The following is a 22,888-nucleotide window of genomic DNA, read 5'->3' as shown; positions in this document are numbered from 1 at the left end:
AGATAAAAGACACGAGAAATAGGGTACGAAGTAGCAATACTGGGTATCTGGGACAATAAAGTTCTTTGACATATTGGAAGAAGTTAATAAAGAAGAGCAAACAACAATAGAGACGTTGTTAGCTTTGAGGAAGTGAATGTGCTTGCATATGAACTAACGAAAGGGTTAATAACAATCAAAAAAAGCATTTCCATAGGCGCAAAAGGCTATGGAGAGAAGAAAGTAAGAAAGAGTACACAGGGGATGCCTTGGCTCTCAGAGGCGATGAAGGACGTGATAAGCTGCGATAAGCTCCGGGGATTAGCAAATATGAATTAATCCGGAGATTTCCGAATGGGGAAACCTGGCTAGTTGAAGACTAGTCGCATTACGATGCGCAAACCTGCCGAACTGAAACATCTAAGTAAGCAGAGGAAGAGAAAATAATAATGATTTCCTAAGTAGTGGCGAGCGAACGGGAAAGAGCCCAAACCAGATATGTTACGGCATAGCTGGGGTTGTAGGACTACAATATGGCATTAATGAAATGAAGTGGACAGGATGGGAAGCCTGGCAAGATAGCGTGAGAGCCGCGTACACGTAAGTAACATTAGTCTAGTAGTATCCTGAGTACCGCGAGGTCGGAGACGCCTTGTGGGAATCTGCCGGCACCATCCGGTAAGGCTAAATACTCCTGAGAGACCGATAGTGAACCAGTACCGTGAGGGAAAGGTGAAAAGAACCCCGAACAGGGGAGTGAAATAGAACCTGAAACTGTGTACTTACAAGCGGTCGGAGCGTCCAGGTGGCGTGACGGCGTGCCTTTTGCATAATGAGCCTACGAGTTACTCTTCTCTGGCAAGGTTAAGTGTTTAAGACACGCAGCCGAAGCGAAAGCGAGTCTGAATAGGGCGTATAGTCAGGGGAGGTAGACGCGAAACCTTGTGATCTACCCATGGACAGGTTGAAGGTGCGGTAACACGTACTGGAGGACCGAACCGATAAACGTTGAAAAGTTTCCGGATGATCTGTGGGTAGGGGTGAAAGGCTAATCAAACTGGGAAATAGCTCGTACTCCCCGAAATGTTTTTAGGAACAGCGTGGTGGTAAAGTTTAATAGAGGTAGAGCTACTGATTGGGTGCGGGGGAGTCAAATCCTACCAAATCCAGACAAACTCCGAATGCTATTAAATATACACTGCAGTGAGGCCCGGGGTGCTAAGGTCACGGGCCGAGAGGGAAAGAACCCAGACCATCAGCTAAGGTCCCCAAGTTACTACTAAGTTGAACTAACGAGGTGCGATTGCCTAGACAGCTAGGATGTTGGCTTGGAAGCAGCCATTCATTTAAAGAGTGCGTAACAGCTCACTAGTCGAGCGATCGTGCATGGATAATAAACGGGCATAAAGTAGTACACCGAAGCTATGGGTAATATGAATTTATTACGGTAGGGGAGCATTCCAGCGGCAGCGAAGTTATGACGTAAGTTGTGGTGGAGCTTCTGGAAAAGCAAATGTAGGCATAAGTAACGATAAGGCAGGCGAGAAAAACCTGCCCCCGAAAGGATAAGGTTTCCTGATCAACGCTAATCGGATCAGGGTTAGTCGGGGCCTAAGGAGAACCCGAAGGGGAAATTCGATGGACAACTGGTTAATATTCCAGTACTTTTTATAACTGCGATGTGGGGACGGAGTAGTGACACTGCCGCGATCTGACGGAATAGATCGTTAAAGACTGTAGGTATTGGAGAGGTAGGCAAATCCGCCACTCTAGCTAAAGGTCGATAGTACCGCAAGCCTTCGGGTAAGTGGATAGCGCAGGTAATCAGACTTCCAAGAAAAACCGCTAAGCTTCAGGTTATAAAAACCCGTACCGCAAACCGACACAGGTATCCGGGAAGAGAATTCTAAGGTGCTCGAGTGAATCATGGCTAAGGAACTCGGCAAAATGGCCCTGTAACTTCGGGAGAAGGGGCGCTGACAGCAATGTCAGCCGCAGTGAAAAGGCCCAGGCGACTGTTTAACAAAAACACATGGCTTTGCAAAATCGAAAGATGAAGTATAAGGCCTGACACCTGCCCGGTGCTGGAAGGTTAAGAGGGGATGTCATCTGTAAGGAGAAGCATTGAATCGAAGCCCCAGTAAACGGCGGCCGTAACTATAACGGTCCTAAGGTAGCGAAATTCCTTGTCGGGTAAGTTCCGACCTGCACGAATGGTGTAACGATCTGGGCGCTGTCTCAGCCATGAGCTCGGTGAAATTGTGGTCCCGGTGAAGACGCCGGGTACCCGCAACGGGACGGAAAGACCCCATGCACCTTCACTACAATTTAACATTGACATTGGATACAAGATGTGTAGGATAGGTGGGAGACTATGAAGTGGCATCGCTAGGTGTTGTGGAGTCAACGTTGAAATACCACCCTTTTTGTATTCGGTGTCTAACCCCTTTCGGGGGGGACATTGTTTGATGGGTAGTTTGACTGGGGTGGTCGCCTCCAAAAAGGTAACGGAGGCTTTCAAAGGTAAGCTCAATACGCTTGGTAACCGTATGAGGAGTGCAATAGCATAAGCTTGCTTGACTGTGAGGCAGACAAGCCGAGCAGGGTCGAAAGACGGATATAGTGATCCGGTGGTTCTGCATGGAAGGGCCATCGCTCAAAGGATAAAAGGTACGCTGGGGATAACAGGCTGATCTCCCCCAAGAGCTCATATCGACGGGGAGGTTTGGCACCTCGATGTCGGCTCGTCACATCCTGGGGCTGGAGAAGGTCCCAAGGGTTCGGCTGTTCGCCGATTAAAGTGGCACGCGAGCTGGGTTCAGAACGTCGCGAGACAGTTCGGTCCCTATCTGTTGTGGGCGTAGGAATTTTGAGTGGGGCTGACCTTAGTACGAGAGGACCGGGTTGGACTAACCTCTAGTGAATCTGTTGTTCCGCCAGGGGCATTGCAGAGTAGCTACGTTGGGAATAGATAAGCGCTGAAAGCATCTAAGTGCGAAACTAGCCACGAGATGAGAATTCCATATAGGACCGTAGCAGACTACTACGTTGTTGAGGTTATAGATGTAAAGCTGGTGACAGCATAGTCGAGTAATACTAATCATCCGAAGCTTTCAAGAGCAATAAACTGTTGTTTGTTCTTCATAACTAACTTCTTTCAATAATATGTCATCGTTTGATTCCAAAGATGGAAAGGTATAATGCAGCAATGTAAAAACCGGAACTGAAAAGGACAAACTATAAAAAAATATCAATCGAGTAATAATAACAAAAGCTGGATAAAGACATTTAGGTGCCTATATCGGTGGTGTCCACCTCTTCCCATTCCGAACAGAGAAGTTAAGCCCACCAGAGCCGATGGTACTGCGGTAACACGTGGGAGAGTAGGTCGGTGCCAAATCTTAAAGAAAGCCTGTAGGAAACTACAGGCTTTTCTTGTTTATAACCTTTTTCTGAAGAGGAATTCGAACCCCTTGGCAAGAATTTAAAGAAATTTATGAACTAGATTCTCTTTTTCAACTTAAGCAGATAAACATGTTTATCAAAACCTCTCATTATTTCAATGAGGATCTGTTTACCGTCATGTTCTTTCAGTAATTCAGTTAAATCATTAAGTGTGAAATGCTGTACAGTACTAAAATTTATGGCTACAATCTCATCATCTGGCTGCAAACCGGTTTCTTCCCCGGGAGATCCTGATTCAATTCTTCCAATATAAAATCTATCCTTAGTTCCTTGTATCACATAGATTTCCAGCCCGGACATGTCATGCTCAAATTTAGGCGGGGTATTATTTGTCCTTTTGAGGTATAATGCTCCATTTGGATAATCAAAAGTAACCAGGAAATGTCGCAGTATATCGGATCCAAGACTACCATTACGTGGTTTACCTTCAAGTGTTGAGCGTTCGATATTGTAGTCTGGAAATCCTGTTAATACTTCATTAAAGGAATAAGCTCCAAGTGTAAGCGTAGGTATCCGGCCCATGGACCCATTGATTATACCATTAATTCCAACACCCAGATTTGCAGGGATTACTTTTTGTGGAAGGGGGAAAGGGTTTGTCATTCAGTGATTCCATCATTAATGGATGACTGGATCCGTTATCAATGAGTAGTTCAACATCTATTTTCCCGAGGCCAGCTGTTTCTATTTGTGTAGTTAGATAAGGCTTACCGCTTGTAATTTGTATAGGTAGTTTTGTCCCTTTAGGTTCTATTTTTGCATCAGGGCTGTAAAATGTAAGTCTGCCTGCACTATAATTGATCTTCACTACAAAACTGTTGAAGAAATAATATCCAAGAATTCCATATATTTTAATACCAAGATAACTGGACAGGTCGAAAATGTCCTTTTTGAAGATCGCAGTAGGTATATTCTTAATTGTTGCTTTACCGACTTTTGCAGTGATATTTCGGGTTAAAACAGCCTCGATATTATCACCAAAACCATATCCCTGAACTTTTACAGTCTGGGCATTTTTAATATCTAAATCGGCCAGAAAAGTAGTGTCAGTTATAATCATTTGGGCTACACCTGTATCTAATAGAAAATTATAAGGTCCTTTGCCATTAATATAAACAGGAATAACGATCAGGTTCTTCACCATGGTAAAACTGATCGTTTGCTTTTGACGGCCTCCGCTAAATTCAAAACTCTGTGCATAGAGCGTACTTTGAAAGTGCAGGGACATTATAATTAGTATAGCCGAAATCAGGAATAATCTTAATTTGATGGGATGCTTGGAGAGGCGTTGGATCATCATAATTCTGGTTATAATTTCCAGGGGAACATAATTTTCAAAATTATAAGACAGATAACACCAATAAAAGCCGGGGAATGCTGAATCTAAGGGTAAGAAATATGTTTGGTTAGAAATTCTTTATATTAAATATACAAAAAAGAATTGTTAAGCTAACGGTGAATTTTTGTAAAAAATAGGTGATATATGAGTTTTTTAGCTATCTTTGAGGCATCAATAAGACATTAAGCGTTTTTTATAAACGTTCAAAATATTTAGGTGTCTATATCGGTGGTGTCCACCTCTTCCCATTCCGAACAGAGAAGTTAAGCCCACCAGAGCCGATGGTACTGCGGTAACACGTGGGAGAGTAGGTCGGTGCCAAATCTTAAAGAAAGCCTGTAGTGAAAACTGCAGGCTTTTCTTGTTTTAATAGTGCCTTGAATTGTAAATTCTATAATTTTTTTGTGTTCCTATAGCCATTTAAACTCTTTAAACCATTGTTATTCATTGATCTATAAACTAGATGTAAAACAATCAAATATCATGGGTTAACCCCGAAGAATATAGCTAGTTTTGTGCCGTCAATTGAATATAACATGAAATTAGCAATTAATGGTTTTGGTAGGATAGGCCGTATGTTTTTACGTGCGGCACTAGAGAAAGATATCAATGTGGTAGCTATAAATGATCTTGGTGATCTGAAGACTTTAGCACACCTTTTTAAATATGATACAGTTCACCGTGGTTTTAAGGGAGAGGTGACCTTCGATGATGAAGCGCTGATTATTAATGGAAGGCGAATCAGGGTTTATAGAGAGTCACAACCCGAAAATTTACCGTGGAAGGTTTTAGAAATCGATGTTGTCTTAGAATCTACAGGTAAGTTTACTAGCAGAACAGGGGCAGGTAAACATCTGCTGGCAGGGGCCAGACAGGTACTGATTTCGGCTCCGGCAGATAAAGATATTCCAATGTTTGTATTAGGGGTTAACGATGCTGCAATTGATTTAAGTGCAGATATTATTTCTAATGCTTCCTGCACAACTAATAACGTAGCACCTATGGTGAAGATCCTTGATGATAAATGGGGGATTCTTGATGGCTATATCACAACTGTCCACTCCATGACTGGTGATCAGAACCTGCATGATGCACCACATAAGGATTTAAGAAGGGCGAGAGCTGCTTCGGCATCTATTATTCCTACAAGTACAGGAGCGGCAAAAGCAATTACCAATATTTTTCCTCATCTGGAAGGAAAATTAGGCGGGGCTGGAATCCGCGTTCCGGTATTAAATGGGTCTTTGACTGATTTTCCCTGTATCCTGAAATCAAAAGCAACCATTGAAGAAATTAATGATGCTTTTAAATCAGCCGCAGAAAACGAAATGAATGCGGTGCTGGAATATACAGAAGACCCGATCGTTTCGGTTGATATATTAGATAATACACACTCTTGTATTTTTGATGCACAGCTTACCTCTATCGTTGGTGATCTGGTTAAGGTTGTGGGCTGGTATGATAATGAATCCGGTTATTCTGCAAGATTGGTAGATTTGGTAACAAAAATTTCAGCCCTTTATGATTAAAAGGATTTCACAAGAGCAGACTCTACCTTTAAGAAGTTCCGTGCTAAGAAATAATATGCCACCCGAAGAATGCGTTTTTCCTACAGATAATAGAGAAGGCACTTTTCATTTAGGTTGCTTTGCCGATGAAAAACTGGTATGTATAGGCACATTTATGCCTGAAGATTATAAAGAAAGAGGGGCCGGAGGATTCAGATTACGCGGAATGGCTACCGATCGCGCTTATGCAGGTCAGGGTTTTGGTGCAGAACTGATTAATTTTGCACTTAATGAGCTTAGATCGGTTCACGCTTCTTATATTTGGTGTAATGCAAGGACTGCTGCAGTAGGTTTTTACAGCAGACTGGGTTTTGAAGTCATTTCTGATGAATTTGATATCCCAGGAGTCGGTCCGCATTATGATATGTTTAGCCAAATAGCCGAGAAATAAATATTTATAACAAGAAACGTTGTTATTTATCCTCATAAAAGGATAATAGCTCCATTTAACACCTAAAAATTAGATATAAGATGAAAACAATTGACCAATGTGATTTCAAGGATAAGAAAGCTCTTGTAAGGGTAGATTTTAATGTACCGTTAGATAAAGATTTCAATATCACTGATGATAAAAGAATGCGTGCTGCATTGCCAACGATCACTAAAATTTTGAATGATGGTGGATCTGTGATTTTAATGTCGCATTTAGGCCGTCCAAAAGGAGGTCCTGAAAATCAATTTTCGCTGAAACACATTTTGGGTGATTTATCAAGAATGCTTGATCTTGAAGTGAAATTTGCAGACGATTGTATCGGAGCTTCTGCTGTTGAGAAAGCCAGAAATCTTGTTCCCGGACAAGTCTTATTATTAGAAAATCTTCGTTTTTACAAAGAAGAAGAAAAAGGAGATAAAGATTTTGCAGCTAAACTTGCAAAATTAGGTGACGTATATGTTAATGATGCTTTCGGTACAGCTCACCGTGCACATGCTTCCACATCAATCATTGCTGAGTTTTTCCCTACAGAAAAATACTTTGGTTACCTGATGGCAGAAGAGTTGAAAAATGCGGAAAAAATCAATCATCATGCTGAAAAACCTTTCACTGCAATTATGGGTGGAGCAAAAGTATCAGACAAAATCCTGTTAATCGAAAGTTTACTGGAAAAGGTAGATAACCTGATTATTGGTGGAGGTATGGCTTATACTTTCAGTAAAGCACAAGGTGGTGAAATAGGTACTTCTTTACTGGAAGCAGACCGTATGGAACTTTGTCTGCAATTACTGGAAAAAGCAAAAGCTAAAGGTGTAAACATACTTTTACCACTGGATACTGTTATTGCTGATAAATTTGACAATAACGCAGAAAAGAAAGATGTTGACGCAGGTCATATTCCGGCAGACTGGATGGGACTGGATATTGGCCCTAAGTCAGTTGCGCTTTTCTCTGAAGTGATTAAGAAATCTAAAACCTTATTATGGAACGGTCCTATGGGCGTTTTTGAAATGGCTAATTTTGAGCAGGGTACACGTGCAGTCGCTGAAGCGGTTGTAGCTGCAACAAAAGAAAATGGTGCATTTTCTTTAATCGGTGGCGGTGATTCTGCTGCTGCAATTGCCAAATTCAACCTGGAAGATGAAGTAAGTTATGTTTCTACAGGTGGCGGTGCTTTGCTTGAATACATGGAAGGTAAAGAACTGCCTGGTGTAAAGGCGATTAACGGATAAGGTTAAAATCAATAAAAAAATTTCCACAGGATTATCATCCTTTTAGAAGGCCGCTTTTTAAAGCGGCCTTTTTTCATGTATGGTGGTAGAATGTGGGAAGTAATTTATGTTGATAACTTTTTTGTGGTAGATTGTGGTAAAAAGTGGTAGAAGTGTCTATTTTTACACTACATAAAATGTGTAGATACTAAAATGGTTCAACTACTTGGAGAATTTGATTGTAAATTGGATACGAAAGGCCGCATGATGGTCCCGTCGAATCTGAAAAAACAATTGCCAAACGTTGAGCAAGAGGGACTTGTGATAAATAGAGGTTTTGAAAAGCACCTGGTCATCTACCCTAAAAAAGTGTGGGAAGGAATAGTGGAAGAGCTGAGTAAACTGAACCAATACGAGAAGAAAACCAGGGAATTTATTCGGTTTTTTACGCGTGGCGCGACAGAATTGACGCTGGATGCTTCGGGTAGAGTCAATCTTCCGAAGTCATTATTGGAATTTGCAGGTATAGATGGAGAGGTAATTCTGTCTTGTCAGTTTGATAAAATAGAGCTTTGGTCTAAAACTGCATACGATAATTTACTGGACAGTGAGCCGGAAGATTTTGCAAATCTGGCAGAAGAAGTGATGGGAAATAAAAACAGGGGGGAAGATGGAAAATAATTATCATGTACCAGTACTTTTGAAAGAATGTATTGATGGTTTGAATATCAAACCTAATGGCGTATATGTCGATGTTACCTTTGGCGGTGGTGGTCATTCAAGAGAGATTTTGTCTAAACTGGGAAAAGACGGTATACTCATCGCTTTTGATCAGGATCCTGATGCGCAAAGAAATAAGATTGATGATCCACGCTTTTTGTTCGTTGATCAGAATTTTGCTTTCCTGAAAAACAACCTTCGTTTACTTGGATACAAACAGGTAGATGGTATTCTGGCTGATCTTGGTGTTTCGTCACATCAGTTTAATGAGCCGGAAAGAGGTTTTTCAACAAGATTTGAATCTTCTTTGGATATGCGTATGGATGGATACAAGGCAAGCTTACTGCTGCTGATGTTTTAAATACCTATACAGAGGATAAACTTCATAAAATATTTGGGATATACGGTGAGGTCAAAAATGCGAAATCATTAGCCAGAGCTGTGGTTACGTTCCGTGCAGGACAGCCTATTGTAACACTGGCTGATTTTAAAACGGCTGCTGGTGCTCATATTCCTAAAGGAAAAGAGAATAAATACATGGCACAGGTATTCCAGGCTTTACGTATCGAGGTTAACGCTGAAATCGAGGTGCTGGAAAGCTTTTTATTACAAACTGCCGAGGTGTTAAGCCCAGGGGGCAGATTAGTCGTGATGTCTTATCATTCACTGGAAGACAGACCGGTAAAGAATTTTATTGCTAAAGGGAAAATCAGAGGAGAAGCGGATAAGGATTTCTTTGGTAATGAAGAAAAACCTTATAAAGCAATTACGCGTAAAGCGGTGATTGCTGAAGAGGACGAGCTGGAGAGAAACAGCAGATCCAGAAGTGCAAAATTGAGAATTGGAGAAAAGATCTAAGATATGAACAACCAGTTCAGAGGAGAAGAGGTAGAGGACGAAGAGGAATTACCAGAAGAAGAACCGGTAATTCGCTTGAAAAAGCCTAAGAAAGAAAAGAAGGAGCCTGAAAATGCTAATCTTTTCTTCAAAAAGCTTTTTGTGGATGGAGTAGTGACTAAAGAAGCTGCTACTGCCATGTTGCCTTTCCTTATTTTCTTGTCGCTGTTAACGATGCTTTACATCGCAAACAGTCACATGGCGGTTAAGAATATCAGAGATATAGATAAGCTGAATAAAGAAGTTAAAGAACTAAGCTGGGAATATAAATCGCTGAAAGCTGATTTAATGTTCAAAAGCAAGTTAACAGAAGTAGCTAAAAAAGTAGATACGTTAGGCATTAAGGAGCTAACAGAGCCTCCTAAAAAAATTATCATAAATAATGATGAACATTAGAGCTAACATACTATTACGTGTTTATTTGTCCTTCGGACTGATTGTACTGCTTGCCGTGGCAGTATTAGTCAGGTTATGCGATGTACAATTTGTAGAGGGACATAAATGGCGTGCCATGGCCGATAGTCTCTCTACAAAGTATATCAATGTGGATGCTGCACGTGGTAATATTTACTCTAATGATGGAAGCCTGTTAGCTACGTCTGTACCGGAGTATGAACTTCGGATGGATTTATATGCTGGCGGAATCAGTGAGAACAAAGTTTTTTATGCTAAAGTGGATTCTCTGGCGATGAAACTTTCACAATTTTTTGTTGACAAAACGCCAAAAGAATATTCACGTATCCTGCGTACTGCCAGGGCAGACAGCGTAAGATATTTATTGATTAAACGTAAAGTGAATTACCAGGATTTAAAGACTATCCGCACTTTTCCACTATATAATATTGGAAAATATAGTGGTGGTTTAATGGCGATTCAGCAAAATAAAAGGATTTTACCTTTTAAATCTTTGGCTGCAAGGACAATTGGTTATAAAAATGAAAACGTATCAAACGGAGTAGGGCTGGAAGGTGCTTACGGTAATTATATTAATGGGGAGAGTGGTAAGAGATTAGTGCAAAGAATTGCCGGTGGTGTTTGGATGCCGGTCAATGACGAGGCAGAAATTGCACCCAAAGAAGGATCTGATATTATTTCTACCATTGATATCAACATGCAGGATCTTGCACAAAGTGCATTAGAGAAACAACTGATCAAAAGTGATGCTGATCATGGAACTGTGATATTGATGGAAGTCGAGACTGGTGAGGTTAGAGCAGTAGCGAATTTTACCAGGGAAAGTGAAGGTGTTTATAAAGAGATGTTCAATTACGCAATAGGTGGTAGTCAGGATCCGGGGTCTACTTTCAAGCTGGCTTCTTATATGGCTTTGCTGGAAGATAAGAAAATAGATACGAATACTACTGTAGATACTGGTAATGGAATTTTTAGGGTTTATAACCATAATATTAAAGATTCTCATGGTGGTGTAGGGGTTGTAACCGCGAAAAAGGCATTTGAAGTTTCATCAAATACGGCTGTAGCTAAATTTGTTTATGGAGCTTATAAAGATGACCCTAAAGAATTTACAGATCATTTGTATAGAATCCATATGAATGAAAAATTGGATTTACAAATTCCAGGAGAGACAAAGCCGGTTATTAAAAACCCGTCTTTCAGATCATGGAGTGGTTTAACTTTAGCACAGATGGCTTATGGTTATGAAATGCAGATTACTCCGCTGCAAATTCTGACATTTTATAATGCCATTGCAAATGATGGAAAATATATAGCACCAATTTTTGTAAAAGAGATCAGAAGGCTGGGAAATCCTATTGAACAGTTTCATGCAAGAGTAATCAAAGAAAAAGTTTGTTCTGAAAGTACAGTGAAAAAATTACAGGCTATGCTTGAAGGGACGGTGACAGAAGGTACTGGTAAACTGATGGGATCTCCTTTTTACCGGGTTGCTGGTAAAACTGGTACTGCCCAGGTAGCTGATGGAAGAAATGGATATAAAGCCAAGAGAAGTTATCAGGCTTCTTTTTGCGGATACTTCCCGGCTGATAAACCGAAGTATTCAATTATGGTTTCTATCAACGGACCTAAAAATGGATACTATGGTGGAACAGTAGCGGGACCGGTATTTAAAGAAATAGCAGATCGTATTTATGCAAGCGATATGCAGATGTATAATGATATGACCGACCATCTGGTTGGAAATACAAAAAGTCCGGAAGCGAAAGCAGGACAGAGTAAAGCGGTAAAAAGCGTTTACAATGCCTTAGGGATTAAAGCCCTTTATGCAGCCAAATCTGACTATTTCAATAGTATAGATACGAGCAACGGGATTGTTTATGAAGAATATAATTCTGTGAAAGGGATGATGCCTAATGTAAGTTCGGGAATGAAGATTGGAAGAGGATTATTGGTACAATTAGAATTGAAATAAGATGCAGTTGCAGGATGTTTTATATGGAGTAGCGATTAAGAACCTGGTTGGAAAAACCACAGGGTAATCAGTGCGCTTACGTTTGACTCACGCGAGGTACAGCAGGATACTGTATTTTTCGCTATAAAGGGAACTTTATCAGACGGACATACTTTTATCAGCCAGACTATTGCTGCAGGGGCAACGGTTATTATTTGTGAAGATATGCCAGCAGAGGCGAACCCTGCTGTGACTTATATCGTAGTGGAAAATCCTTCAGTAGCATTGGGGATTATGGCCTCTAATTTTTATGGAAATCCTTGCCTTATACCTTTTAGGAAATGCCGGTTTAAAAACACAGATTAAGGGAAGTGGAAAAGTAATAAGCCAGTCGGTGCCTTCGGGAATGAAGATTGGAAGAGGGATTATTGGTACAATTAGAATTGAAATAAGATGCAGTTGCAGGATGTTTTATATGGAGTAGCGATTAAGAACCTGGTTGGAAAAACCAACAGGGTAATCAGTGCGCTTACGTTTGACTCACGCGAGGTACAGCAGGATACTGTATTTTTCGCTATAAAGGGAACTTTATCAGACGGACATACTTTTATCAGCCAGACTATTGCTGCAGGGGCAACGGTTATTATTTGTGAAGATATGCCAGCAGAGGCGAACCCTGCTGTGACTTATATCGTAGTGGAAAATCCTTCAGTAGCATTGGGGATTATGGCCTCTAATTTTTATGGAAATCCTTCTTCTGCTTTGAAACTGGTGGGAATTACCGGAACAAATGGTAAAACAACAATTGCTACAATCTTATTTAAATTATTCAGAAGCCTTGGTTTTCATACCGGGTTAATTTCTACAGTACAGAATCAGGTTAATGATAAGGTAATTGCTGCTACACATACCACACCAAATCCATTAGCATTAAATCAACTCCTGAAACAAATGGTTGAACTGGGCTGCACTTACTGTTTTATGGAAGTGAGTTCGCATGCAATGGTACAGCACAGAATAGAAGGTGTGACTTTTGCAGGTGGTGTTTTTTCAAATATCACGCACGATCATCTTGATTTTCATAAGACCTTTGATAATTATATCAAAGCTAAAAAGTCATTTTTTGACATGCTTCCAAAAGGTTCTTTTGCCTTAACCAATGCCGATGATAAAAATGGTATGGTAATGCTTCAGAATACTAAGGCTTCAAAAAAGACCTATGCATTAAAACAACTGGCGGACTATAAAGTAAGCATCATTGAAAATAGATTCAGTGGTTTGAATCTTGAAATAGATCACACAGATGTATTTTTTAAACTGGTAGGCTCATTCAATGCCTATAACCTGGCGGCTGTTTATGGTACTGCTATGTTATTGGATCAGGATAAATTAGCGGTATTGACTTTGCTAAGCAATCTGACTGACTGGTGCAGAAGGCCGGTTTGAAGAAGTGCCAAATTCAAAACAGATTATTGGTCTGGTTGATTATGCCCATACACCTGATGCAGTTCAGAATGTCTTAAGTACCATTCATGATATCAGAAAAGGTACTGAGCAGGTGATCACTGTGATTGGTTGTGGTGGTGACAGAGATAAAACTAAACGTCCTATAATGGCTCAGGTAGCTTGTGACTGGAGCGATAAAGTAATCCTGACCTCAGATAATCCAAGAACGGAAGATCCGCATCAGATCCTTGCTGATATGGAAGCTGGTGTATCACCAACAAATAAAAGAAAAACATTAACTATCGCTGACCGCAAAAAAGCGATAAAAACTGCTTGTCATTTGGCCAGACCGGGGGATATTATCCTGATCGCAGGTAAAGGACATGAAAAATACCAGGAGATCAATGGAGTAAGATATCATTTTGATGATAAAGAAGTGTTAATGGAACAATTAAACTTAATCAGCTAATGTTATATATTATCTATTTGAATATTTAAATGCACATTACGAATTTCCTGGATTAAGGTTGTTCCAATATATTACGTTCCGTACTTCGCTGGCAATTATTATTTCTTTGATTATTACCACGGTGTTTGGAAGAAGAATTATCAATTATCTGCACAAAATGCAGGTAGGTGAAACCGTTAGGAATTTAGGTCTGGAAGGACAAATGCAGAAACAAGGCACACCAACTATGGGTGGGGTGATGATTCTGATGGGTATTCTGATCCCGACTTTATTACTGGCTAATCTGACTAATGTATACGTGTTACTGATGATTGTAACCACGGTATGGATGGGTGCAGTAGGTTTTGTAGATGATTATATCAAAGTATTTAAAAAGAACAAAGAAGGACTTGCAGGCAGGTTTAAAATTGTTGGGCAGGTAGGATTAGCTTTAATCATTGGCTGGACAATGTACTTCAATCCGAATATTGTGGTCAGACAGACTGTGGATGAAACGGGGGTAAGCAAGAATACTGCACCTATGGTACTCAGACAAAAAGGAGAGAAGTTCTATTATACACAGGATGTGAAATCAACGATTACCAACATCCCCTTTTATAAAAATAACGAGTTTGATTATGCTAAAGTTCTTAAATTTTTAGGCCCTGGCTATGAAAAATATGCAGTTTTTGTTTTCATCCTTTTTGTAGTCATCATTATTACGGCAGTATCGAACGGAGCTAATTTAACCGATGGGATAGATGGCCTGGCAACGGGCACCTCCGCTATTATAGGAATTACGCTTGGTTTACTGGCCTATGTGTCAGGTAACACGGTTATTGCGGATTATCTGAATATATTATATATCCCCAATTCGGGTGAGTTAATGATTTTCGCAGGTGCCTTTGTAGGTGCTTGTGTCGGCTTTTTATGGTATAATTCATACCCTGCGCAAGTTTTTATGGGAGATACCGGAAGTCTGGCTATCGGGGGTATAATTGCTGCATTAGCAATTATGATCAGGAAAGAATTGCTGATCCCGATTTTATGTGGTGTGTTCCTGATTGAAGTGACCTCTGTAATGCTCCAGGTATCTTATTTTAAATATACCAAAAAGCGTTTTGGAGAGGGCAGAAGGATATTCCTGATGTCACCATTGCATCACCATTACCAGAAAAAAGGATACCATGAAGCGAAGATCGTTACGCGCTTCTGGATTGTAGGAATATTATTGGCTATCATCACCATAATCACTTTAAAACTGAGATAATGGAAAAGCAAAGAATCGTCATACTTGGAGCTGGTGAAAGCGGCGTAGGTGCAGCCATACTTGCACAGAAGCAGGGCTTTGATGTTTTTGTTTCTGATTTTGGGGCAATTGCAGACCGCTATAAAGAAACATTGGTGGAGCTGAATATTGCATTTGAAGAGAAGCAGCATACTGTAGCCAGCATTGTGAATGCTAATGAAGTGATTAAGAGCCCCGGAATTGCAGATTCAGTTTCTATTATTAAAGAGCTGAAAAAGAAAAATATTCCGGTGATCTCAGAAATTGAGTTTGCTAAAAGATATACGACCGCAAAGACGATTTGTATTACTGGTTCAAACGGTAAGACAACCACGACAATGCTGACTTATCACATCCTTAAAAAAGCTGGCTTAAATGTTGGCCTGGCAGGGAATATAGGACATAGCTTTGCTGCTCAGGTAGCTACGGAGAATTTCGACTGGTATGTACTGGAAATATCAAGCTTTATGCTGGACGATATGCATGAATTCAGGGCTGATATCGCTGTACTTTTAAACATTACGCCTGACCATCTGGACAGGTACGATTACAAAATGACAAATTACGCAGCTTCAAAAATGCGTATAGTACAGAATCAGAGACCTGAAGATCATTTTATCTTTTGTGCCGATGATGATGAAACCCTGAAAGCTTTAAAAAGCACGAAGGTGAATTCACAGAGATGTCCATTCTCTATCCGTAAAAAGGTAGAAGGTGGAGCTTATCTTGAAGGCAACAATATTCATATAATATAAATCCAAAAGACCATTTAACCATGTCAATTTCAGAGTTAGCTTTACAAGGCAAGCATAATATCTACAACTCTATGGCTTCGGGCATAGTCGCTAAAGTGTTGGAAATCCGCAACGTGACTATCAGAGAGAGTATGGGAGATATTAAAAATATTGAACACCGGTTGGAGCACGTCGCCAAGATTTCTGGTGTGGATTATATCAATGATTCAAAAGCAACAAACGTTAATTCTACCTGGTATGCATTGGAAAGTGTAAACACTGATGTGATCCTGATTATGGGTGGCGTTGATAAAGGGAATGATTATGATATGTTGAAAGACCTGGTTAAGCAAAAAGTGAAAGCTATTGTTTGTCTTGGGAAAAATAACAAACGTATTCACGAAGCTTTTGAAGATGATGTGGATATTATAGTGAATACATTCTCTGCAAATGAAGCAGTACAGGTAGCTTATCACCTGGCAACGAAAGGGAATACCGTTCTGTTGTCGCCAGCTTGTGCAAGTTTTGATTTGTTTAAGAACTACGAAGATCGTGGAAACCAGTTTAAAATGGCTGTAAAAGAATTATAAAAAAAATGGGTACGGTACAAGCGCTTTTAGAGAAAACCAAAGGGGACCGCTGGATATGGCTTATCATTATCCTGTTGTCTTTGATTTCTATTTTTGCGGTTTATAGTGCAACAGGAACGCTAGCCTATAAACAGGGTAAAACTGTAGAAAAAATATTGCTCACCAAACACTTGATTTTTGTGGTGATGGGGATTGGTATGATCTATATTGCGCATTTAGTAGATTATCAATATTATGCGGGGATTTCAAAAATCCTGATGATTATTACGATTCCACTGTTGTTTTATACGTTGGTTTTTGGGACAAGCTTAAACGATGCATCCAGATGGGTTAAGATTCCTATTATCGGGTTAACTTTTCAAACGTCCGATTTGGCTAAACTGGCCCTGATTACGTTTCTGGCCAGGATGCTAACCAAGAAACACAAGAAAAAATATTAAGGATGTAAAGACTTCATTTATCCCGATTATGGGTTCTGTATGTGTAGTCTTCGTTTTAATTGCATTAGCCAATTTGTCAACAGCATTGATGTTGTTTGGCGTAAGTATATTATTGCTCATTATCGGCAGGATCAGTATCAAACAAATTATGGTTGTTTGTGCGGGTGGTTTTGTTTTACTGATGTTTGTGGTTTTTCTGGGACCAAGACGTGAGACTTATAAGTCACGTGTGAACTCTTACCTGCACCCTGAGAAACAACATTCTGATAAAACATACCAGGCAGATCAGGCCAAAATTGCATTGGCATCCGGAGGTGTTTTTGGAAAAGGGCCGGGTAATAGTACCCAGCGTAACTTTCTGCCGCACCCGTATTCGGATTTTATCTTTGCGATTATCGTAGAGGAGTATGGTTTGTTTGGTGCCTTGATTATAATCATCCTGTACCTGGTACTGCTGTATCGATGTGTCAGAATTGTCACGCAGAGTCCGAAGGCTTTTGGCGCACTGCTGGCGGCAGGTTTAAGTTTTAGCTTAACGATACAGGCATTTGCGAACATGGCAGTTGCTGTTGGTTTAGGACCCGTAACTGGTGTGCCTCTTCCACTAGTAAGTATGGGAGGTACCTCGATGATCTTCACGAGTATCGCTTTTGGAATTATCCTGAGCGTAAGCAGGGATGTAGAAGAGAATGGTAAGAAAGGGTTAAGTGAAGATCTCGCTAAACCAGAAAGTAAGATAAATAAAGTGATTGTTGGTGAGTTACCGGCAATGACATAAAATATATAGAATGAGACCAACAAGAATTATCATTTCAGGAGGCGGTACAGGCGGACATATTTTTCCGGCTATTGCTATTGCCAATGCGCTCAAACGCATAGAGCCTGATTGTGAAATATTATTTGTAGGCGCGCTGGGCAGAATGGAAATGGAAAAGGTTCCTGCTGCCGGTTACAAAATCGTAGGATTGAATATCAGTGGAATACAATACAAAGAGGATCAATACTTAAAAATCTGAGTCTGCCTTTTAAACTGATTGACAGTATGCAGAAAGCATTGAAGTTGATTTCAACTTTCAAGCCTGATGTAGTCGTTGGTGTTGGTGGTTATGCTTCGGGGCCGGTTTTATTTGCCGCTTCCTGGAAAAAAATCCCATACCTGATACAAGAGCAGAATTCATATGCTGGTATGACTAATAAAAGGCTTGGGAAAAAGGCTTCTAAAATTTGTGTTGCATTTGATGGTATGGACAAGTTTTTCCCTGCTGAGAAAGTTTTGAAAACGGGAAATCCGGTACGTAAAGATGTGATAGATATTTACAATAAGCGTTTCCATGGTTCGGAACTGCTTAAACTGGATCCATTAAAGAAAACGGTTTTAGTAACGGGCGGAAGTCTTGGTGCTGCGACATTGAATAAAAGTATTGAAAAGCATTTGCAGGATTTTATAGACCAGGATGTACAGTTGATCTGGCAAACTGGTAAATATTATTATGCAGGAATTATAGGACGTATTGGAGCAGATTTTCATCCGAACGTGCGTGTTCTTGAGTTTTTGAATCAGATGGATCTGGCTTATGCAGCTGCCGATGTAATCATCTCAAGGGCAGGTGCGGGGACAATTGCTGAGCTTTGTCTGATTAAGAAACCTGTAATCCTGGTGCCTTCACCTAATGTGGCTGAAGATCATCAGACAAAAAATGCAATGGCATTGGTGCAAAGAAACGCAGCGCTTTTAATTAACGACCGCTCTGCGGAAGATACTCTGGTTAAGGAAGCATTGGAGTTATTAAATGATAGTAGTCGTTGTGAAGAGTTTTCAGTAAACATTGGTCAGATGGCTTTGCCTGAAGCTGATGAGCTGATTGCAAGAGAGGTGTTTAAATTAGTAGTAAAGAAGGATATATAAATGGAACTGGATTTGATCAAACGCGTTTATTTTATTGGTGCCGGTGGCATCGGAATGAGTGCGCTTGCGCGTTATTTCAAAAAAAAACGCGGCTGCCTGGTAGGCGGATATGATAAAACGAGTACTGTTTTAACCCGTACGCTTGAAGACGAGGGGATTTTGATTTCTTATGCTGATGAGTTGAATTCGTTACCTGCAGAATTTAAGGTGACAGCTAAGGATACACTCATTGTTTATACTCCTGCGATTCCAGGCAATGCTGTGTTGCTGAATTATTTCAGGGACAATAGCTTCAATTTGCAGAAACGCTCACAGGTATTAGGGATAATCAGCAAAGGACAATTTTGTATTGCCGTTGCTGGTACACATGGTAAAACAACGACCTCTTCTATCGTGGCGCATATCCTGACAGCAACTGGTTATGGATGTACTGCCTTTTTAGGAGGTATTACAACGAATTACCAGAGTAATTTCCTGCTTGGGGATAATAACGTAGTGGTTGTGGAAGCAGATGAGTACGATCGTTCTTTTTTTTAACGCTGCACCCGGATATTGCAGTGATTACTTCAATGGATGCAGATCACCTCACCTGGATATTTATGGTGATGCTGAGCAATTACATGAATCTTTTCATCTGTTTGCTAAACAGCTGAAAACGGACGGAGTTTTATTCTTTAAGGAAGGTTTACCGCTTGAAGAAGGAATTACTTACGGAACTGGTACAGATCCGGTGGTTCAGGCCTTAAATATCAGGGTAGAAGAAGGGACTTTTGTTTTTGATTATAAAGATGAAAATGTGAGCATTAAGGATATACCATTGATGCTTCCTGGAAAACATAATATAGAAAACGCTACAGTTGCCATGGCAGCAGCACTTAAACTGGGTATAGATCCAGAAAAGGTAAAAGCAGCTATCGCAAGTTTTAAAGGTGTAAAAAGACGGTTCGAATATATTGTCCGTGAGGATAGGCATGTATATATTGATGATTATGCACATCATCCTGAGGAGCTGCGTGCTTGTTTTGATGCAGTAAGACAATTGTATCCGGATAAAAAAAAACTGTTGTTTTTTTCAGCCACACCTTTTTAGCCGTACACACGTGACTTCGCAGATGATTTTGCAAAGGTTTTAAGTACTGTTGATGAATTACTGCTATTGGATATTTATCCTGCAAGAGAATTGCCTATGGAGGGTATTGATGCAGAATTTTTAAGAGCAAAACTTACCTTGAAAAACAGTAAGGTTTATAAAAAAGAAGAAGTATTGACGTATATAAAGGAAAGCCAGCCAGAATTACTGGTTACTGTGGGCGCTGGTGATATAGATACTTTGATTCAACCATTAAAAAAGATTTTGACCAATGTTTAAAAGAGTCGACTGGAAGTTTGTATTTAAGTGTTTTGCCTGGATAGTTTGTCTTGGCGGAATAGTTACTTTAATGAGCTTCGTGTCGATCAAAAAAAAAACTGTTAAGGTTACCAATATTAAAATTCTTATTCCAGGGGCAGATAATTTTATCGAGCGGGAAGAAATTGATGCGATATTGAAACAGAATGAAGGTCAGCTAATTGGGCGTAAACTGGAGGATATAAAAACCTGCATGCAATCGAACAAAAAATTAAGGCTAATCCTTATATAGCATTGTCTACAATTTATGCAGATATGGAGGGAGTGATCCATATAGAAATTAGTCAGAGACAACCTTTATTGAGAATTATAAGTTCGAGCGGTCAGGATTTTTATATTGATAAAAATGGATTGAAAATGCCTGTGTCTGTGAACTTTACAGCAAATGTTGTTGTCGCAAACGGACATATACTGGAGCACTTTAGTGGCAAGGTAGATACACTGATTACCAAGATGGCCTCAGATTTGTATAAAACGGCATTGTTTTTGAAAAAAGATACTTTGTGGGACTCACAAATTGAACAAATATTTGTTAATGATAAAGATGATATAGAATTGATACCAAGAGTGGGTAACCAGCGTATCATTTTAGGTAATGCGGATTCTCTTCAAACGAAAATGACCAACCTGCTGACCTTTTACAAAAAGGCGATGCCAAAGGTAGGATGGGACACTTACAAAACCATAAACATAAATATACCAATCAGGTTGTTTGTGAAAAAAACAACATGGATTCCATATTGGGATCAGTGGGCAGAGCTAAGCCTGCAAAACCAACCATTGCATCAGCAAAGAAAGTAATGGACTCATTGGTTAGAGCTGAAGTTGCAGCGGAATTGCGCAATAATCCTGAAACAGCAGCTGTGAGTGCAGCTCCTGAGAAAAAAAGCAGTGCGCCGGCTGTGAAGGTTGCACATGTACCTGTGAAGATAGCACATACGCCTGTAAAGGTTGCGCATACGCCAGTGAAGGTTAGGCCAAAGCCCGTTAAGGTTGTACATCCGCCTGCGAAGACTACCTATAAACCGGTAGATGCTACGCATAAACCTGCAAAGACTATCCATAAACCGGTAGATGCGGCACATAAACCAGCAAAGGTTACCCCTAAACCGGTAAACATTGCTGCAAAAACAGTAAAAGATAAAGTAATAGCAAAACCAATAAAAAATACACATAAAACCGTGGTTAAAGCCTGATGCACCCTAATATTGGATCGTTAGCAAAATCACAAAAAAATATCAAGATACCAGAAAAACAAGATTAGATAATTCGACAAATAAATATAGTTATGGGCAAAGAAAAAACCACCGTTCAGTCTCCAATAGTAGTGGGATTGGACATCGGTACCACAAAAATCTGTGTGATAGTTGGTCGCAGAACACAGCATGGCAAGATTGAGGTTTTGGGTATTGGGAAAGCAGAATCTGCGGGCGTAACCCGTGGTGTGGTTTCCAACATACAGAAAACTGTACAGGGTATTTCACAGGCCGTTGAATTGGCAAGCGGTCAGTCCAATGTGGAAGTACGTGTAGTAAACGTTGGTATTGCTGGTCAGCATATCAAGAGTTTACAGCACCGTGGAATCCTGACAAGAAGAGAACTGAATAATGAGATCAGTAAAAAAGATCTGGATAAGTTAATTGATGATATGTTCAAACTGGTTATGCCCCCGGGAGAAGAGATCATCCATGTACTGCCACAGGAATTTACTGTCGATAATGAACCAGGTGTAAAAGATCCGATTGGTATGGCGGGTGTCCGTTTAGAAGCGAATTTCCACATTATTTCTGGTCAGGTAACAGCGGTGAAAAATATCATGAGATGTGTAACTAATGCTGGTTTACAGACTCAGGAGTTGATTTTGGAGCCACTTGCTTCTTCTGAATCTGTTTTGAGTGATGAAGAAAAAAAGAAGCAGGGATTGCTTTAGTCGATATAGGTGGTGGTACTACTGATATCGCTATTTTCCATGAAGGTATTATCCGCCATACTGCGGTTATTCCTTTCGGTGGAAATAGTGTGACTGAAGATATTCGTGAAGGCTGTTCAGTAATGAGAAATCAGGCTGAACTGTTGAAAACACGTTTCGGTTCTGCTTTAGCTGAAGAAAATAAAGAGAATGAAATTATTTGTGTACCAGGTCTGCGCGGCAGAGAACCTAAAGAAATTTCAGTAAAAAACCTTGCTTATGTGTGATCGGCCCCCGTATGGAAGAAATCATTGAGCATGTTTATTACGAGATTAAATCTTCTGGTTATGAGAAAAAACTAATCGGTGGTGTAGTAATTACCGGTGGTGGAGCGTTATTAAAACACCTCTCTCAATTGGTAGAATATGTAACAGGACTGGACTGTCGTGTAGGTTATCCGAATGAACATTTGTCGAAGTATGAGGATATGCCTAAGACTATTTATGATGACTTGAAAAGCCCGATGTACGCGACCAGTGTAGGTCTGCTGATTAAAGGAATTCAAAAAGCTGAGGAGTTAATTGAAGAGTTAAAACAGCCGGGTATTTATGTCGAAAGACCAGCTGTTGTTAAAGATAAAGTGAAACGCCCGGGAGGTGGATTATTTGATAAATTGTTAGCAAAGACTAAAGATTTCATCAAAGACGACATGAACGTAAGCGATGAGGATTATATAAAA

The 22,888-nt window shown here is 40.2% G+C and carries 16 protein-coding genes, 3 rRNA genes and 6 pseudogenes; 23 read left to right on the top strand and 2 right to left on the bottom strand.

Annotation, left to right across the window (positions count from 1 at the left end):
* The first annotated feature begins 216 nt into the window (after positions 1-216).
* Both ACWYN3_RS21105 and rrf (ACWYN3_RS21100) read left to right on the top strand, forming a co-directional pair.
* A 23S ribosomal RNA gene (locus ACWYN3_RS21105) occupies positions 217-3,098 on the top strand.
* Between the two features lie 169 nt (positions 3,099-3,267).
* Positions 3,268-3,379: ribosomal RNA gene (rrf, locus tag ACWYN3_RS21100) — 5S ribosomal RNA — on the top strand.
* A 101-nt stretch (positions 3,380-3,480) separates the two neighbouring features.
* On the opposite strand, the gene ACWYN3_RS21095 is transcribed toward rrf (ACWYN3_RS21100), so the two are convergent.
* Both ACWYN3_RS21095 and ACWYN3_RS21090 read right to left on the bottom strand, forming a co-directional pair.
* Entirely contained in the window at positions 3,481-3,966 is a 486-nt protein-coding gene (locus tag ACWYN3_RS21095) for a PDZ domain-containing protein (protein ID WP_456216223.1), read from the bottom strand.
* Between the two features lie 19 nt (positions 3,967-3,985).
* Positions 3,986-4,744, bottom strand: coding sequence for a retropepsin-like aspartic protease (locus tag ACWYN3_RS21090; protein WP_456216222.1), 759 nt, complete (start codon positions 4,742-4,744; stop codon positions 3,986-3,988).
* A gap of 251 nt (positions 4,745-4,995) precedes the next feature.
* Here ACWYN3_RS21090 and rrf (ACWYN3_RS21085) point away from each other — a divergent pair.
* The 21 genes and pseudogenes from rrf (ACWYN3_RS21085) to ftsA all read left to right on the top strand — a co-directional run.
* Positions 4,996-5,107: ribosomal RNA gene (rrf, locus tag ACWYN3_RS21085) — 5S ribosomal RNA — on the top strand.
* Positions 5,108-5,319: 212 nt separating this feature from the next.
* Complete coding sequence (gap, locus tag ACWYN3_RS21080; RefSeq protein ID WP_456216221.1) at positions 5,320-6,312, top strand: type I glyceraldehyde-3-phosphate dehydrogenase; 993 nt, start codon at positions 5,320-5,322, stop codon at positions 6,310-6,312.
* Positions 6,305-6,742: a GNAT family N-acetyltransferase gene (locus tag ACWYN3_RS21075; protein ID WP_456216220.1), complete on the top strand. Its 438-nt coding sequence runs from the start codon at positions 6,305-6,307 to the stop codon at positions 6,740-6,742. The genes gap and ACWYN3_RS21075 overlap by 8 nt, the downstream gene beginning before the upstream one ends.
* 80 nt (positions 6,743-6,822) lie before the next feature.
* The gene (locus tag ACWYN3_RS21070) at positions 6,823-8,016 is read left to right on the top strand and encodes a phosphoglycerate kinase (RefSeq protein WP_456216219.1); all 1,194 of its coding nucleotides are present in this window, start codon (positions 6,823-6,825) and stop codon (positions 8,014-8,016) included.
* Between the two features lie 192 nt (positions 8,017-8,208).
* Entirely contained in the window at positions 8,209-8,676 is a 468-nt protein-coding gene (mraZ, locus tag ACWYN3_RS21065) for a division/cell wall cluster transcriptional repressor MraZ (protein ID WP_041883311.1), read from the top strand.
* Positions 8,666-9,573, top strand: a pseudogene (gene rsmH, locus ACWYN3_RS21060) (16S rRNA (cytosine(1402)-N(4))-methyltransferase RsmH). Before mraZ ends, rsmH begins: the two are co-directional and overlap by 11 nt.
* 3 nt (positions 9,574-9,576) lie before the next feature.
* The gene (locus ACWYN3_RS21055; protein WP_456216218.1) at positions 9,577-10,008 is read left to right on the top strand and encodes an FtsL-like putative cell division protein; all 432 of its coding nucleotides are present in this window, start codon (positions 9,577-9,579) and stop codon (positions 10,006-10,008) included.
* Complete coding sequence (locus tag ACWYN3_RS21050) at positions 9,998-12,001, top strand: peptidoglycan D,D-transpeptidase FtsI family protein (RefSeq protein ID WP_456223097.1); 2,004 nt, start codon at positions 9,998-10,000, stop codon at positions 11,999-12,001. The genes ACWYN3_RS21055 and ACWYN3_RS21050 overlap by 11 nt, the downstream gene beginning before the upstream one ends.
* 66 nt (positions 12,002-12,067) lie before the next feature.
* The gene (locus tag ACWYN3_RS21045) at positions 12,068-12,346 is read left to right on the top strand and encodes a Mur ligase domain-containing protein (RefSeq protein ID WP_456223096.1); all 279 of its coding nucleotides are present in this window, start codon (positions 12,068-12,070) and stop codon (positions 12,344-12,346) included.
* An 87-nt stretch (positions 12,347-12,433) separates the two neighbouring features.
* A pseudogene (locus ACWYN3_RS21040) lies at positions 12,434-13,895 on the top strand (UDP-N-acetylmuramoyl-L-alanyl-D-glutamate--2,6-diaminopimelate ligase).
* A gap of 58 nt (positions 13,896-13,953) precedes the next feature.
* Positions 13,954-15,144 carry a phospho-N-acetylmuramoyl-pentapeptide-transferase gene (gene mraY, locus ACWYN3_RS21035; RefSeq protein ID WP_456216217.1) on the top strand — a complete coding sequence of 397 codons (1,191 nt, stop codon included), beginning with the start codon at positions 13,954-13,956 and terminating at the stop codon, positions 15,142-15,144.
* A pseudogene (gene murD / locus ACWYN3_RS21030) lies at positions 15,144-16,486 on the top strand (UDP-N-acetylmuramoyl-L-alanine--D-glutamate ligase). The gene mraY and the pseudogene murD overlap by 1 nt, the downstream one beginning before the upstream one ends.
* A 5-nt stretch (positions 16,487-16,491) precedes the next feature.
* A pseudogene (locus tag ACWYN3_RS21025) lies at positions 16,492-17,704 on the top strand (FtsW/RodA/SpoVE family cell cycle protein).
* Between the two features lie 10 nt (positions 17,705-17,714).
* A pseudogene (gene murG, locus ACWYN3_RS21020) lies at positions 17,715-18,832 on the top strand (undecaprenyldiphospho-muramoylpentapeptide beta-N-acetylglucosaminyltransferase).
* A complete protein-coding gene (locus ACWYN3_RS21015; RefSeq protein WP_456216216.1) occupies positions 18,833-19,369 on the top strand; it encodes a Mur ligase domain-containing protein in 537 nt (178 codons plus the stop codon).
* Complete coding sequence (locus ACWYN3_RS21010) at positions 19,344-19,922, top strand: glutamate ligase domain-containing protein (RefSeq protein ID WP_456216215.1); 579 nt, start codon at positions 19,344-19,346, stop codon at positions 19,920-19,922. The genes ACWYN3_RS21015 and ACWYN3_RS21010 overlap by 26 nt, the downstream gene beginning before the upstream one ends.
* Positions 19,923-19,988: 66 nt before the next feature.
* Complete coding sequence (locus ACWYN3_RS21005; RefSeq protein WP_456216214.1) at positions 19,989-20,201, top strand: hypothetical protein; 213 nt, start codon at positions 19,989-19,991, stop codon at positions 20,199-20,201.
* Positions 20,194-20,472 carry a hypothetical protein gene (locus tag ACWYN3_RS21000; RefSeq protein WP_456216213.1) on the top strand — a complete coding sequence of 93 codons (279 nt, stop codon included), beginning with the start codon at positions 20,194-20,196 and terminating at the stop codon, positions 20,470-20,472. The genes ACWYN3_RS21005 and ACWYN3_RS21000 overlap by 8 nt, the downstream gene beginning before the upstream one ends.
* A gap of 2 nt (positions 20,473-20,474) precedes the next feature.
* Positions 20,475-21,041, top strand: coding sequence for a cell division protein FtsQ/DivIB (locus ACWYN3_RS20995; protein ID WP_456216212.1), 567 nt, complete (start codon positions 20,475-20,477; stop codon positions 21,039-21,041).
* Complete coding sequence (locus tag ACWYN3_RS20990; RefSeq protein ID WP_456216211.1) at positions 21,041-21,436, top strand: hypothetical protein; 396 nt, start codon at positions 21,041-21,043, stop codon at positions 21,434-21,436. The genes ACWYN3_RS20995 and ACWYN3_RS20990 overlap by 1 nt, the downstream gene beginning before the upstream one ends.
* A gap of 92 nt (positions 21,437-21,528) precedes the next feature.
* A pseudogene (ftsA, locus tag ACWYN3_RS20985) lies at positions 21,529-22,888 on the top strand (cell division protein FtsA); the annotation flags it as partial.

This window comes from Pedobacter sp. NJ-S-72, from assembly GCF_053890575.1.
Note: the sequence above shows the minus strand (reverse complement) of the source record. Positions and strands in the feature narration are given on the sequence as shown.

Excerpts from the sequence above, each read along its gene's own strand:
- ACWYN3_RS21095 (WP_456216223.1), bottom strand. The coding sequence starts at position 3,966 with ATGGGCCGGATACCTACGCTTACACTTGGAGCTTATTCCTTTAATGAA.
- ACWYN3_RS21090 (WP_456216222.1), bottom strand. The coding sequence starts at position 4,744 with ATGATGATCCAACGCCTCTCCAAGCATCCCATCAAATTAAGATTATTC.
- gap (WP_456216221.1), top strand. The coding sequence starts at position 5,320 with ATGAAATTAGCAATTAATGGTTTTGGTAGGATAGGCCGTATGTTTTTA.
- ACWYN3_RS21075 (WP_456216220.1), top strand. The coding sequence starts at position 6,305 with ATGATTAAAAGGATTTCACAAGAGCAGACTCTACCTTTAAGAAGTTCC.
- ACWYN3_RS21070 (WP_456216219.1), top strand. The coding sequence starts at position 6,823 with ATGAAAACAATTGACCAATGTGATTTCAAGGATAAGAAAGCTCTTGTA.
- mraZ (WP_041883311.1), top strand. The coding sequence starts at position 8,209 with ATGGTTCAACTACTTGGAGAATTTGATTGTAAATTGGATACGAAAGGC.
- ACWYN3_RS21055 (WP_456216218.1), top strand. The coding sequence starts at position 9,577 with ATGAACAACCAGTTCAGAGGAGAAGAGGTAGAGGACGAAGAGGAATTA.
- ACWYN3_RS21050 (WP_456223097.1), top strand. The coding sequence starts at position 9,998 with ATGAACATTAGAGCTAACATACTATTACGTGTTTATTTGTCCTTCGGA.
- ACWYN3_RS21015 (WP_456216216.1), top strand. The coding sequence starts at position 18,833 with ATGGAACTGGATTTGATCAAACGCGTTTATTTTATTGGTGCCGGTGGC.
- ACWYN3_RS21010 (WP_456216215.1), top strand. The coding sequence starts at position 19,344 with ATGAGTACGATCGTTCTTTTTTTTAACGCTGCACCCGGATATTGCAGT.
- ACWYN3_RS21000 (WP_456216213.1), top strand. The coding sequence starts at position 20,194 with ATGTTTAAAAGAGTCGACTGGAAGTTTGTATTTAAGTGTTTTGCCTGG.
- ACWYN3_RS20990 (WP_456216211.1), top strand. The coding sequence starts at position 21,041 with ATGGACTCATTGGTTAGAGCTGAAGTTGCAGCGGAATTGCGCAATAAT.